The organism is Rhodococcus sp. ZPP, from assembly GCF_017656075.1.
Lineage (GTDB): Bacteria > Actinomycetota > Actinomycetes > Mycobacteriales > Mycobacteriaceae > Rhodococcus_F > Rhodococcus_F oxybenzonivorans.
In genome coordinates, this window is sequence record NZ_CP058638.1 from 4,292,648 (window position 1) to 4,306,286 (window position 13,639).

The window sequence follows — 13,639 nt, forward strand, 5'->3', positions numbered from 1 at the left end:
GTGCACGGTGCCGCCCAGTCGGTAAAGATGGTCGGCATGAGTAACTCCCTCCCCACCGTGCAACTGTCCGACGGGCTGACCGTGAGTGCGCAGGGATACGGGGCCATGTCCGTCGCCCCGGTGTACGGACCCGTGGATCCCGGTGAAGCCCTCGCGACCCTGCACCATGCAATCGACATCGGTGTGACGTTCATCGATACGGCCGACGTGTACGGCGGAGGTGCCAGTGAGGTGGCGGTGGGCAAGGTCCTGAAGGAACGCCGCGACGAAGTGCAGTTGGCCACCAAGTTCGGCCTCGTGGGCAACATCGCCAACGGTCAGCGCGGCATCAACGGCAAGCCCGAGTACGTGGCGGAGGCGCTCGAGGCTTCGCTGGCCCGGCTCGGTGTCGACCACGTCGACCTCTACTACCTGCACCGCGTCGACCCGACTGTGCCGATCGAGGAGACCGTCGGGGCTATCGCCGAGCAGGTCGCCGCCGGCAAGGTCCGGCACATCGGACTGTCGGAGGCCACCGGGGACGAACTGCGGCGAGCGTCGGGAGTGCATCCCATCGCCGCGATCCAGAGCGAGTGGAGTATCTGGAGCCGCGACGTGGAACGGCAGGTCGTCCCGGCGGCGGCAGAGCTCGGCATCGGATTCGTCCCGTACTCGCCGGTCGGGCGCGGCTTCCTCACCGGCACCTACGACCCGGCCGCCCTGGACGAGCACGACCTGCGCCGGCGCTTCCCGCGGTTCGGTGACGACGCACTGACCGCGAACTCGAAGGTGCTCGACGTCGTTCGCGAGGTGGCCGCCGAACTCGAGGCAACCCCCGCCCAGGTGTCGTTGGCGTGGCTCGACGCGAAAGGACGCGCATTCGGGCTGCCGACGGTGCCCATTCCCGGGACCCGGTTCGCTGCCCGCGTCACCGAGAATGCCGGTGCGCTCGCGCTGACGCTCACCGACGACCAGATCGCTCGTCTCGACCTGCTCGCCGATCTCACCGTCGGCCACCGCTCGGCCGATCCCCAGTGGGTGTCCTTCGGGCGGGAGTAGCGCAACCGGCGGGTAACGGTCGCCGGGGAGTAGTTTGATCTGCGATGAGCAGAGTGTGGTTGGTGTGGGGTGTCGGGGTCATCGCCTACATCGTCGCAGTTCTCCACCGCACCTCATTCGGTGTTTCGGGTCTCGCTGCAACCGAACGGTTTTCGATCAGTCCCAGCGTGCTCTCCAGCTTCGTCGTCCTGCAGATCGTGGTGTACGCAGGAATGCAGATTCCGGCGGGAGTGCTCCTCGACCGGTACGGTTCGCGGCGCATGATCGCGTCCGGCGCTCTCATCATGGCGTCGGCGCAGATGCTTCTCGCGGTCACCGAATCGCTGCCGATCGCCATCGCCGCGCGGGTGCTCGTCGGAATCGGCGACGCGATGACGTTCATTTCGGTGCTGCGTCTGGTGCCGCAGTGGTTTGCGCCGCGACGCGTCCCGCTGGTGTCCCAGCTGACCGGCATCTTCGGGCAGATAGGCCAGATCCTGTCGGCATTGCCGTTGATGCTGTTGCTCAACGGTCCCGGATGGAACTTCGCCTACGGCAGCGCCGCCTCACTGGGGTTGCTGTCGTTCGTGCTGGCCGTCTCGGTGATCCGGAACTCGCCGCCCGGCCTCGAGGTAGTGGCCGCGCCCGCGGGACTGCGGGAGGTGGGAAGGCAGATCAGAACCGTGTGGGCGCGTCCCGGCACTCGGCTCGGATTCTTCACGCACATGGGCACACAGTTCTCGATGACCACGTTCGCGCTGCTGTGGGGGGTGCCCTACCTGCGGTCTGCGCAGGGTCTATCAGCGGCGGAGGCAGGCTCGCTGCTCACCCTGTCGGTGATCTCGGCGATCGTCGCGGGGCCGATCATCGGCGTCCTCAGTGGGCGTTTCCCCATGCGCCGGTCATATCTTGTTTTGTCGATCATGATCAGCAACGCCGCGATGTGGACGGCGGTCCTCGCTCTTTCGGACCCGGCGCCGATGTGGATGCTGGTTCTGCTCGTGGTGGTCGTTTCGGTGGGCGGTCCCGGTTCGATGATCGGGTTCGACTACGCCCGGATGTTCAACCCGAGCACGAGCATGGGTACCGCGCAGGGGATGGTCAACATCGGCGGTTTCCTCGCTTCGTTGCTGGTCATACAGGCGATGGGGCTCATCCTCGACGCGATGGGAGGGTACTCGTTCGCGGCGTTCCGCGTGGCGTGGCTGGTGCAGTACCCGGTCTGGGCGGTCGCGATCATCGGTGTGCTGGTGACCCGCGGCAAGACCCGCAGGCAGATGGGACTGGTGTTACGACCCATCCGGCAGGTGTGGCGGGAGCGCGGTCGACGGTGAAGCCTAGTTACACTCTTACATAATGTGTAACACTATAACGCATGAGCAATGAGCGATCGGATGATCAGGCCGTCCTGACGGCACCCCCGATGCAGTGGGATGCCTGGGGTGCGCCGGAGAAGCGGAAGGTTCTCTCTGACGGGATCAAAGCCCTGCTGCAGCAGGCGCTGGGGGTGTCGATCACCGAGGCTCCGGAGCGGAACCCGGAGGATGTCGTCCTCGCTCCCAGCGCTCTGTCCGAGAAGGACCGGGCCGCCCTGGCGACCATCGTCGGGGAGCGGTTCTGCAGTACCGCGCACACCGATCGCCTCCTGCGTGCCGGCGGAAAAAGCACTCTCGACCTGCTGCGCCGTCGCAGCTCGGAACCGCAGGATGCGCCCGACGCGGTGATCACCCCGGGAACCGACGACGAGGTCGGTGAAGTGCTGCGCTACTGCACGGACAACGCGATCGCCGTGGTGCCGTTCGGGGGAGGCACGAGCGTCGTGGGCGGTCTCGATCCGGTGCGCGACCGATTCGCCGCCGTCGTGTCGCTCGATCTGCGGAGGTTCGACACCCTGCTCGACCTCGATGCCGAGTCCGGTGTCGCGACCCTGGGCGCCGGTGTGACGGGACCGCGTGCCGAAGAGCTGTTGGGGGCGCACGGCTTGTCGTTGGGGCACTTCCCGCAGAGCTTCCGGTTCGCCACCATCGGCGGCTTCGCGGCGACCCGGTCCTCGGGGCAGGCGTCCGCCGGCTACGGCCGGTTCGAGGACATGGTGGAGGGGCTGCGCGTCGTCACTCCGGCCGGCATTCTCGACACGGGACGGGCGCCGGCGTCCGCTGCGGGACCGGACCTGGGGGAGTTGTTCGTCGGCTCGGAGGGAACCCTCGGCGTGATCACCCGGGTGCGCGTGCGGGTGCATGCCGTTCCCGAGTCGACCGTCCGTGAGGGCTGGAACTTCCCCGACTTCGAGACGGGCGCTGCCGCTCTGCGCGCCCTGCGGCAGGAAGGTGCTGTTCCCACCGTGCTGCGACTGTCCGACGAGGCCGAAACCGGTGTGAATCTGGCGACCACCGACAAGATCGGTGACGAGGCCGTCGCCGGTGGCTGCCTGGCGATCACCACGTTCGAAGGCACCGCCGCACACACCGCCGAGCGGGTGGCCGAGGCTCGCGCGGTGCTGCAGGCGCACGGAGGCACGTCGTTGGGGGCGGATCCCGGGAACAGCTGGGAGCACGGACGTTTCGATGCACCTTATCTACGCGACTCCCTGCTCGACGCCGGTGCACTCTGCGAAACCCTCGAAACCTCCACGCACTGGGGCAATCTCGCCGCGCTCCGTGCGGCGGTGACGACGGCGCTCACCTCGGCGCTGTCCGAGCAGGGCACTCCACCGCTCGTGCTGTGCCACATCTCCCACACGTATCCGACGGGGGCCTCGCTGTACTTCACCGTGGTCTGCGCTCAGGCGGCCGACCCACTCGAACAGTGGCGACAAGCGAAAACCGCTGCGGGTGACGCGATCGTCGCCGCCGGCGGGACCATCACGCATCACCACGCGGTCGGCGTCGACCACCGCCCGTGGATGCGTAAGGAGATCGGCGATCTCGGGGTCACCATCCTGCGGGCGATCAAGGATGCGGTGGACCCGGCCGGAATCCTCAATCCCGGAAAGTTGATTCCGTGAGCACGACGAAGACCGTCGAGCGGGTCACGGTCCTGATCAACCCGCTGGCCGGGCACGGCCACGCCCCGGTCGCCGGACGTAAGGGCGTGGGGCGGCTGCGTGAACGCGGTGTGACGGTCACCGAGATCATCGGGACCGACGCCGATCATGCGCGCACGCTTGCCCGCCGGGCCATCGATGACGGCACCGATGCGCTGGTCGTCGTCGGTGGGGACGGTGCGATCAGCATCGGCTTGCAGGCCGCGGCACGGTCGGGAACACCGATCGGACTGATCCCCGCAGGTACCGGAAACGATCATGCGCGCGAGTTCGGGGTTCCCGTCGGCGATCCGGTCGCGGCGGCCGATGTGATCGCGGACGGTGAGGTCCAGGAGTCGGATCTCGCCCGGATCACGCTCACGGATGGGGCGGTGGTCTGGGCGGGCACGGTGGTGGCGAGCGGTTTCGATTCGCTCGTCACCGATCGGGCCAATCGGATGACGTGGCCCAAGGGGCCGATGCGGTACAACTTGGCCATGCTGGCGGAGCTCACGCGGCTTCGTCCCCTGGACTATTCGATCGAACTGGACGACGCCACCGTGCAGGTGGACGCCACGTTGGTTGCGGTGGGCAACGGCCGATCCTACGGCGGCGGAATGCAGATCTGCCCCGGAGCGAACAAGGCCGACGGCCTTCTCGACGTCACCGTGGTGGGATACGGATCACGGGCGCGGCTGGTCCGGTTGTTCCCCCGGGTCTACAAGGGCACCCATGTCGATCTTCCCGAAGTGCAGACCTACCGTTCGCGGACGGTGCGGTTGCGGTGCGACGGCATCACGGCCTACGCGGACGGTGACCGCGTCGGTCCGCTCCCGGTGACGATCGAGGCCGTGCCCGGCGCGCTACACATCCTCAGCCACACCCCGGTCTGAGTCCGTCATCCCACGGAGCCGATCCATCTCCCGACGTTCGCGTTTGGTCGGCCGGCCGGCCCCGCGGTCGCGTCGGGGAAGAGAGGCGAGAACCTCGAGAGGAGGAGGTGGCGGTGTGTTGTCGGTGTAGCACTCCGCGGCGATGACAGCACCGACTCGCTTGGCGATGGGGCGGGTCACCTCCACGATGCGCTCGGTTCCGGCGGCGCGAATACGGACCTCGTCGCCCACCTTCACCGGCTGCGCAGGCTTGGCCGGGGAGCCGTTGACCCGCACGTGCCCCGACCGGCACGCCGCAGCCGCTGCCGAGCGCGTCTTGAACAGCCGGACCGCCCAGGTCCAGCTGTCGACGCGCACGCTCGCGGGGTCGGTACCCGAAGTCACCACGCGACCAGAATACGAGAGGCCCGACCTCGATAAGCGGAGGCCCTCATCGACCAACGGCGCGAGTTCATTCGCTTTCTGATGTCGTACAAGTTCGGGATCGACGAGATGATGACCAAGATCAACATCCTGAAGGACGAGTTCACCTACATTCACGACCACAGTCCGATCGAACATGTGAAGTCGCGCCTGAAATCGGCGGACAGCGTCCTCGGCAAGACCGCCCGCAAAGGACTCCCGCTCACCCTGGACGCCCGGCACCTCGACGCTAAGATGGAGGGCTTGCACGAGGAGGTGCGCGGGCCCGGCGCCACGCTGCGGGTCATGCCGGACTAGTCCCGGACCGGATAGTGGTCGGTTGTACCGCGGGTCCGGTGACGTCGCAATGTGGTTGGCAAGCAACGGAATCTGGGGGAACCTGTGCCGTCGCCGCCGGCGTGCGGATGAGGGCGGCTGCGATGATCGCGCCTACGACCAGCATGGAGACGCACAGGAACATCGCGATCCGGAAGCCCTGCGAGAAGCTGTCGGGTTCGGCCAGGCTGGCAGCGTCGATCCCGGCGAGACCCGGCAGCGCGGCCACGGCGAGTAGCTGGCTGGTGCGCGCCACGGCGTTGTTGACCCCGGACGCGACACCGGCTTGCTCGACGGGAACCGATCCGAGAACCGCGGTGGTCAGCGGGGCGACGATGGTCGACAGCCCGAGTCCGAACACGATCACGCCCGGCAGGACGTCGGACCAGTACGACGAGTCGGACCCGATCCGTGTCATGAGGAGGAGGCCAATGGCCGCGAGCGCGGGGCCGAGCGTCATCGGCAGTCGCGGACCGTGCTTCTGCGAATAGCGACCGGCGCGGGAGGAGAGGGCCAGCATTGCGAGAGTGATCGGCATGGTGGCAAGGCCGGCGCCAACCGGTGAATACCCCGCCACCAGCTGAAGCTGCATCACCAACAGGAAGAAGACCCCACCGATCGCCGCGTATACGGCGAAAGTCACCAGGTTCGCTGCCACGAACATGCGGGACCTGAAAAGCGCGGGTGGCACGAGGGCATCAGGGGATCGGCGTTCCACCACGACGAACGCGGTGAGCGCCACGACCCCGCCCACACCGGCGATCGGATTCATTTCGATCAGTCCGTAAGTGAGGGCGCCCAGCCCGAACACCGCGAACACCGACCCGAGGACATCCAGATGATCCGGCGGATGAGGGTCGCGGCTTTCGGGTATGTGTCGAATAGACGCCCAGATGACTACGGCGGCCAGCGGAACGTTCAGGAAGAAAACGGATCGCCACCCCGCCACTTCCACCAGCCACCCGCCGAGCAACGGCCCGATAGCCCCCGCCACCCCGCCGAGTCCGGACCACAGTCCGATCGCCGCACCGCGGTCGTCCTCGTGCAGGGACGCCGAAATCAAGGCGAGACTCCCCGGGGTCAGCAGCGCGGCTCCGATTCCCTGGAGAATGCGGGCGACCACCAGAAAGGTGATGTCGGGCGCGAGGCCGCACAGCACCGACGCGACGGTGAACCACACTGTCCCCCAGACGAAGACACGTCTTCGGCCCCAGCGGTCGCCGAGGGCCCCGCCCAGCAGAATCAGGGACGCCAGCGCAAGTGTGTAACCACTGAGGGTCCACTGCAAACCCTCGACACCCGACCCGAGATCCTCGCCGATGTGCGGCAACGCGATATTCACCACCGTGCCGTCCAGAAGGGCAAGGCCGGAGCCGAGGACGGTGGCGACGACAACCCAGCGGCCCTGTCGCGTGTTCAATCGGAGAGCCGCCGCCATGTCAGGCTCCGGCCGGGATGCCCGGAGCGTCGTCGGGAGCGAGATACGCGCCGATTTTCCGGAACAGAATATCGGCTTCGTTCTTGTACGCACCGGTGTCGTCGAACGCGGCTTGGTCGTAGGTGACGGCCACGGCGATCGCGATCTTCTTCGACGGCAAGTACGCCTCGGCCGCCGCGTATCCGCTGAAGAGGGGATTCTGCATCAACCAGTTGCCGACGATGGGCTGCCCGAGCCCGTAGGTGTAGTCGTCCGATTGCGGGAAACACGTGGGACAGCCAGGCAGGGTGGTCGTCTTGCCCCGCAGGTCCGTCGAGATCATGGCCTCGTACGACTCACGGGACAGGAGTTTGCCTGTGCCGATGGCTATCGCAGTGTCGTGGAGGTCGTAGATGTTCGAGGTCTGGATGGCGCCGTGGGTGATCGTCCACGACGGGTTCCAGAATGTCGATTCCTCGTAGAACGATGTGCCGGGCGGAATCTGCAGTGCCTCCCGCCGCTCGGACGAGAATGCGTGCAGGACCGGTTCGGTGATCGCCGCCGTCCCCGGATCCGTGGTGTTGTCCAGGCCGAGTGGTCCGAGCACCTTGTCCTGCATGAGAGTCGTCATCGGCTGACCGGTGATCTTCTCGAGCGCCAACCCGAGAATGACGTAATTGGTATGGGCGTAGTTCCAGTTGGTTCCGGGCTCGTAGAGCAGTGGCTTGGAGGTGGCGTAAGCCAGAAGTTCTTCGGGGGTCCAATTACGGAAGGGGTCGGCGTAGATCGCCTTGTCGAAGTCGGTATTGCCGAGCACATAATCGACGTAGCCCGAGGTCATCTGGGCGAGCTGACGGAGCGTCACGCGGTCGGTGTGGGGAATGTCGGGCAGCCACGTCGACACCTTGTCGTCGAGGCTCACCTTTTTCTCGTCGACGAGTTGGAGCAGCAGCGTGGACACGTACGAGATGGCTACCGCGCCATTGCGGAAGTGCATGTCGGTGGTGGCCGGCACCCCCGTCATCGACTCGCCGACGGCCTCGGTGACGATTTCCTTGCCGTCCACCGTGACACGAACGATCACCGCCCGTAGGTGGGCCTGCGCCATTGCGTCGCGCACGATCGTCATCACCCCGTCCGCCTGCGCCGAATCTGCGGATTCTGTTCCCGACGCGGCCGCGCTCGCCGAGGTGTCCGGGCCCGACGCCTGATCTGTCGTCGTACACGCAGCTCCCAGAGCCAGGACGCACGCCAACAGGAAAGCCCGCCGATGAAGTGCCATGAACCAGCTTGGCGCTATGGGGCCGGTCGGCGCTGGAGATAGGCGATCGCCAGCCCACACGCCACCACTGCGACCACCGGAGCCGCGGTCGACATTCCGTCCCACGCGCTCGGTTCGAGCGCGGAGTCTCCTCCCTTCAGGGGCGCATAGGCGGTCCAACCGAAATCGGCTGTCAAGGGAATCGCGAACGCCGCCGGTCCAGCCAGCGACGTGGTCACCACGGGAGCGCTCGACGGCAGGCTCGCTGTCAGGGTGAACGCGGCGGCGGCCGGCAGAAGAAGCACCACGGCACCGGTGTACACATTGTCCCAGGGCGCCGTGTCGAAGACCGCCGACACCGCCACGAGGGCGAGCGCCGCGATGCCGAACAGAGGTTGGGGCAGTACCCGGCCGAGTGCCGCGCCGAGCGCCACGAGTGCGGCGGGAACGAGTAACCACAGCCACGAATCCGTGAACCAGGCCGTCTGCGCGCCGTCGCTCGCCGCGATGAACGCCGTCGCCGCGAGAAGCACTGTTCCGGTACGGGTCTCCAACCACACTGCCGCGGCGATGACGACCGGAACCAGAGCGACCCCGAGTATCCACCGATCCTGCACCGCGGGGCCGGTACCCAGAGCATCGATCGCACGGACGAGCTGCCAGTACAGCAGCAGTCCGAGCACCGGCAGGACCAATCCGACCACCAGCGGCCTGGTGCGGCGGTCGGGCGAGGACTCCGACGACGCGTCGAAGTCGCCGGACTGCAGCGCGACCATGACCACGATCGCGGTCACCGCGAGGAACGCCAGGGCGAGCAGATCCGTGCTGTGCGGCGGCTCGGGTAGGTAGTCCGCGTACCTCCTCGGCACAGCGGTGGAGTGCCGGTACTGGTCGAGTGGTCCCGCCAGGAGCAACCCGCCGACCACGCCCGCCGCGAGGGCGGTCTGGAGTCGGGCGCGGTCGCTCGCGCCGGACAGACCCGCCAAGCCGCCCAGCAGCAGTCCCACACCGATCCCGTTGGTGTACAGCACGAACGGTGAAGACCCGACCACCGGGCCGATCGCCAGAAGCGTCAGGCCGGACACCGCCGACATCGCCAGGCCGAGTCGGGCGCGCAGGCGTGTGGCCACCACCACGGCGACGAGCGCGCCGAGGACTGCGCCGACGACGCCGCTGGTGAACAGCGTCCCGACGCGGGAGCCCACGATCACGAACGCGTACTCGGTGGGCATCGGCGAGGCCGACGCCACGCCGACGGCGAACCCACCGAGCACCATGCCGACGTGTGCGGCCCGGATTGTCATGGAACGAGCATTGCGCACACCCGCCGGGTTGAAGAGATCGACGCGCAGGGGAAGGGTGGACCGTGTCTTCGTGCGTCCTGGGTTGGGAAGGTGGTCCGTGGTCATCGACAACGACGTCTACAACCGTCGAGGCGAGTCATGGTGGGAGGAGGACAACCCACTGAACTTGCTGCACGGAAGCCTCACGCCAGGACGTTTTGCATACTTCCGCACGGTGCTCACCGAGCATCTGGGGTCCGACTATCGCGGTCTCTGCGCGCTCGACGTCGGCTCCGGCGGCGGATTTCTCGCCGAGGAGTTCACCCACATTGGTTTCCGGGTGGTCGGGGTCGACCCATCGGAGGTGTCGATCGCTACTGCGCGCAAGCACGCCACCGACGCCGATCTGGACATCGAGTACCGCATCGGTGCCGGGGAGAAATTGCCGGTGCCCGACGCCTCGTTCGACGTCGTCTACTGCTGCGATGTCCTCGAACACGTCTCCGATCTCGACGGCGTGATCGCCGAGACGGCCAGGGCGCTGAAGCCGGGTGGTCTGTACCTGTTCGACACCATCAACCGGACCTTCGTCAGCAAACTGGTGGCCATCAAGATCATGCAGGAATGGCGTATGACCAGAATGTTCGATACACCCATCCACGACTGGTCCATGTGCGTGCGGCCGCAGGAACTGGAATCCGTGATGGGGCGGCACGGGCTGCGACTCGGGGCGATCGTCGGACTCGGGCCGCGGTCGAGAAATCCACTGCGCCTCCTCGACCTCGCCCGGGCAGGCGGTCGAACACTGACCTACGGAGAGCTGAGCCGGCGACTCGACTTCGGGCAGGTACGCAGCACCGCCATCTCCTACATGGGGTACGCGGTCAAGAACGGCGAAAGCCCGCCGCGACGTCGCGACGGGCTCCCGCAGACGCGGAACTAGCTGTAGTCGTAGAAACCCTTACCGCTCTTCTTGCCCAGATGTCCCGCATCGACCTTGCGCTTGAGCAGCGTCGGCGGGGCGTAGTGAGGCTCGGCGAACTCGGCATACAGCGACTCCGCCGCGGCGAGCGTGATGTCGAGGCCCACGGTGTCGATGAGGGTCAGCGGACCCATCGGGTAGCCGCAGCCGCCCTTCATCGCCTCGTCGATGTCCTCGGCGGTGGCGTAGCCCGACTCGAGCATGCGGACCGCCGACGTGAGGTACGGGATGAGGAGCGCATTGACGATGAATCCCGCGCGGTCGCCGGCACGCACCGTCTTCTTGCGCAGGGTGTTCTTGACGTAGTCGGTGACTACGGTGACGGTCTCCTCGGAGGTGACCAGGCTGACCACGATCTCGACCAGCGGCATCACCGGAACCGGGTTGAAGAAGTGGATACCGACGACCTGTCCCGGGCGCTGCGTGGCGTTGGCCATCTTGATCAGCGGGATGGACGACGTGTTCGACGCCAGGATGCCGGACGGCTTCACGATCTTGTCGAGCTTCTGGAAGATGTCGACTTTGAGCGACTCGATCTCCGGTGCAGCCTCGATCACGAGGTCGCGGTCCGCGAAGTCGTCGATGTCGAGGGTGACGCGCACGCGGGCGAGGGCGGCGTCCGCGGCGTCCTGGTCGAGCTTGCCCGCCTTCACCGCCCGAGCCAGCGATTTCTCGATCCGGCCCTGCGCGGCCTCGGCGTACTCCTGCTTGGTTTCGAGGATCAACACCGAGCTACCGGCCTTGATACATACTTCGGCGATGCCGGCGCCCATGGTGCCGCCGCCGATCACTCCTACTAGTTCCACGATTCTCCTTAGTCATGCCCGTGAGTGGTTAGCGAGTCCAGAGACTCGCTAACCACTCACGGGCGGCGTAGCCGCCTACTTCAACAGGGCACGCGACATGACGACGCGCTGGATCTGGTTGGTGCCTTCGTAGATCTGGGTGATCTTCGCATCCCGCATCATGCGCTCTACCGGGAAGTCCGTGGTGTAGCCGGCTCCACCGAACAGCTGGACTGCGTCCGTGGTGACCTCCATGGCGACGTCCGAAGCAAAGCACTTGGCGGCGGCGGAGATGAAACCGAGATTCTTCTCGCCACGCTCCGCGCGGGCGGCGGAGGTGTACACCATGAGGCGCGCGGCCTCGACCTTCATCGCCATGTCGGCGAGCATGAACTGCACGGCCTGGAAGTCGCTGATCGACTTGCCGAACTGTTTGCGGTCCTTGGTGTACGCGATCGCCGCGTCGAGAGCGCCCTGCGCGAGGCCGACGGCCTGGGCGCCGATGGTCGGGCGGGTGTGGTCGAGGGTCTGCAGCGCCGTCTTGAAGCCGGTGCCGGGCTCGCCGATGATGCGGTCTCCGGGGATCTTGCAGTTCTCGAAGTACAGCTCCGCGGTGGGTGAGCCCTTGATGCCGAGCTTCTTCTCCTTGGGGCCGACGACGAAGCCCTCGTCGTCCTTGTGCACCATGAACGCGGAGATGCCGTTGGCACCCTTGTCGGCGTCGGTGACGGCCATGACGGTGTACCAGCTCGACTTGCCGCCGTTGGTGATCCAGCACTTGGACCCGTTGAGGATCCAGTCGTCACCCTCCTGCTTCCCGCGGGTGCGCATGCTCGCGGCGTCCGACCCGGCTTCGCGCTCGGAGAGTGCGTACGAGGCCATCGCCTCACCGGAAGCCAGCTGCGGCAGCACCTGCTGCTTGAGTTCCTCGGAGCCGTTGAGGATCAGGCCCATGGTGCCCAGTTTGTTCACTGCAGGAATCAGGGAGGAGGAGCCGCAGACGCGGGCGACCTCTTCGATCACGATGCAGGTGGCGACCGAGTCGGCGCCCTGGCCGTCGTACTGCTCCGGAACGTGGATGGCGTTGAAACCCGAGTTCACGAGAGCGGTGAGCGCTTCCTCGGGGAACCGCGAGTCCTCGTCCACCTCCTTCGCGTATGGCGCGATCTCCTTCTCGGAGAGCGCGCGGATCGCGGACCGCAGTTCGTCGTGCTCTTCTGCGAGCTTGAACAGATCGAAGTCCGGATTTCCGGCCATGTTGGCGCTCCTTGTCGATTGCAACGGCATCGAACGCGAGCGGCACTCCGTGCCAGGGCTATCTTCGGCTACGCGTGCCACAATGTTCGTCGTCGGGCATAGTACTGCTAGTACTGTGCAGTCAACCACGGCACTGAGTGCCAGTCAAGAGTGACGGGCGCCTCAGGGATGACGCTGCGACAACTGCGTCGCGATGCCATCCGTAATCTTGTCCACCGGGGTCCCCGGCGGATACGACACGACAACCACCGCATTCTGTTCCCGCGATGGCGCGCCCGCGGCGACCCCGAATGTCCGGCGAACATCGAGCAGGGCGCGTTCCAGCGCGTCGGCGGTGGCCGCCGGATCACCCTTGATCATGTTCCGCAGGAGATGGTTGTGGCACGCGGTGACGGCGGCCGCGAACCCGATCACCTTCAACACCGGCTCGGTAGGGACCACGTTCCGGAGGTAGTCGACGAACAGTCGCTCGTACCGCACGCCGGTCACGATCTCACGGTCGCGCAGCGCCGGGACGCGCTGCACCACCCGATACCGGCGCTCGGACAGTTCCCGGTTTTCCTGAAACCGGTCGAACACCAGGCAGGCGGTGCTGCAGACCGCCGCCCACGGGTCGTCGGATTCCGACGTCAGGTAGTCGCCCGCCTGCTGGAGCAACGATTCGTGGTCGGCGAAGATCACGTCTTCCTTGGAGCGGAACTGACGGAAGAAGGTGCGGCGGGACACGCCCGCGGCCGTCGCGATCTGCTCGACGGTCGTGGCCTCGTATCCGTTCTCGGCGAAGAGACGAATGGCCTGCGTGACGACATGGACCCGGAAGTCCGCCGCATCGATCCCTGGGGTGTCGAGTCGCTCGGGCATGGCCTCAGTATCCATTGGTGCCGAACCTGCCGTTTCCTGGACGCCGGTGCTCCGCGGGGCGGATACTCGTAAATAGTGTGTCCGTCCTGGTGAGGGCGGGGCGAGGTCGAGTTCGAGTGTGCC

At 66.5% G+C, this 13,639-nt stretch carries 12 protein-coding genes and 1 pseudogene; 6 read left to right on the plus strand and 7 right to left on the minus strand.

Annotated features, from left to right (window positions below):
- The first annotated feature begins 36 nt into the window (after positions 1-36).
- From HYG77_RS20325 to HYG77_RS20340, 4 genes are all read left to right on the plus strand, one after another.
- Positions 37-1,038 carry an aldo/keto reductase gene (locus HYG77_RS20325; RefSeq protein ID WP_208960387.1) on the plus strand — a complete coding sequence of 334 codons (1,002 nt, stop codon included), beginning with the start codon at positions 37-39 and terminating at the stop codon, positions 1,036-1,038.
- Between the two features lie 44 nt (positions 1,039-1,082).
- On the plus strand, positions 1,083-2,351 hold the full coding sequence (locus HYG77_RS20330) for an MFS transporter (RefSeq protein WP_208960388.1): 1,269 nt from the start codon (positions 1,083-1,085) through the stop codon (positions 2,349-2,351).
- Positions 2,352-2,440: 89 nt separating this feature from the next.
- On the plus strand, positions 2,441-4,021 hold the full coding sequence (locus HYG77_RS20335) for an FAD-binding oxidoreductase (RefSeq protein ID WP_208963456.1): 1,581 nt from the start codon (positions 2,441-2,443) through the stop codon (positions 4,019-4,021).
- Positions 4,018-4,932 (plus strand): diacylglycerol kinase, encoded by a 915-nt coding sequence (locus tag HYG77_RS20340; protein WP_208960389.1) that lies wholly within the window; start codon positions 4,018-4,020, stop codon positions 4,930-4,932. The genes HYG77_RS20335 and HYG77_RS20340 overlap by 4 nt, the downstream gene beginning before the upstream one ends.
- Here the strand turns inward: HYG77_RS20340 and HYG77_RS20345 are convergent.
- On the minus strand, positions 4,903-5,319 hold the full coding sequence (locus tag HYG77_RS20345) for an RNA-binding S4 domain-containing protein (RefSeq protein ID WP_159923962.1): 417 nt from the start codon (positions 5,317-5,319) through the stop codon (positions 4,903-4,905). The two genes, HYG77_RS20340 and HYG77_RS20345, sit on opposite strands and share 30 nt — an antisense overlap.
- Positions 5,320-5,364: 45 nt before the next feature.
- Between HYG77_RS20345 and HYG77_RS20350 the strand changes: the two are divergent.
- Positions 5,365-5,571 (plus strand): annotated as a pseudogene (locus HYG77_RS20350) (GTP pyrophosphokinase family protein); the annotation flags it as partial.
- A gap of 67 nt (positions 5,572-5,638) precedes the next feature.
- Here HYG77_RS20350 and HYG77_RS20355 read toward each other — a convergent pair.
- The 3 genes from HYG77_RS20355 to HYG77_RS20365 are packed head-to-tail and all read right to left on the minus strand — an operon-like array spanning position 5,639 to position 9,757.
- On the minus strand, positions 5,639-7,108 hold the full coding sequence (locus HYG77_RS20355) for an MFS transporter (RefSeq protein ID WP_208960390.1): 1,470 nt from the start codon (positions 7,106-7,108) through the stop codon (positions 5,639-5,641).
- Between the two features lies 1 nt (position 7,109).
- Positions 7,110-8,369, minus strand: a complete 1,260-nt coding sequence (locus HYG77_RS20360) for a serine hydrolase domain-containing protein (RefSeq protein WP_208960391.1) — start codon at positions 8,367-8,369, stop codon at positions 7,110-7,112.
- A 14-nt stretch (positions 8,370-8,383) separates the two neighbouring features.
- Entirely contained in the window at positions 8,384-9,757 is a 1,374-nt protein-coding gene (locus HYG77_RS20365; protein ID WP_244372973.1) for a hypothetical protein, read from the minus strand.
- Between HYG77_RS20365 and ubiG the strand changes: the two genes are divergently transcribed.
- Positions 9,750-10,574 carry a bifunctional 2-polyprenyl-6-hydroxyphenol methylase/3-demethylubiquinol 3-O-methyltransferase UbiG gene (gene ubiG / locus HYG77_RS20370; protein WP_244372975.1) on the plus strand — a complete coding sequence of 275 codons (825 nt, stop codon included), beginning with the start codon at positions 9,750-9,752 and terminating at the stop codon, positions 10,572-10,574. The two genes, HYG77_RS20365 and ubiG, sit on opposite strands and share 8 nt — an antisense overlap.
- On the opposite strand, the gene HYG77_RS20375 is transcribed toward ubiG, so the two are convergent.
- From HYG77_RS20375 to HYG77_RS20385, 3 genes are all read right to left on the minus strand, one after another.
- The gene (locus tag HYG77_RS20375) at positions 10,571-11,419 is read right to left on the minus strand and encodes a 3-hydroxybutyryl-CoA dehydrogenase (protein WP_109333464.1); all 849 of its coding nucleotides are present in this window, start codon (positions 11,417-11,419) and stop codon (positions 10,571-10,573) included. The two genes, ubiG and HYG77_RS20375, sit on opposite strands and share 4 nt — an antisense overlap.
- 75 nt (positions 11,420-11,494) lie before the next feature.
- Positions 11,495-12,655 (minus strand): acyl-CoA dehydrogenase, encoded by a 1,161-nt coding sequence (locus HYG77_RS20380; protein WP_208960394.1) that lies wholly within the window; start codon positions 12,653-12,655, stop codon positions 11,495-11,497.
- A gap of 162 nt (positions 12,656-12,817) precedes the next feature.
- Positions 12,818-13,516 (minus strand): TetR family transcriptional regulator, encoded by a 699-nt coding sequence (locus HYG77_RS20385; protein WP_208960395.1) that lies wholly within the window; start codon positions 13,514-13,516, stop codon positions 12,818-12,820.
- Positions 13,517-13,639: the final 123 nt, after the last annotated feature.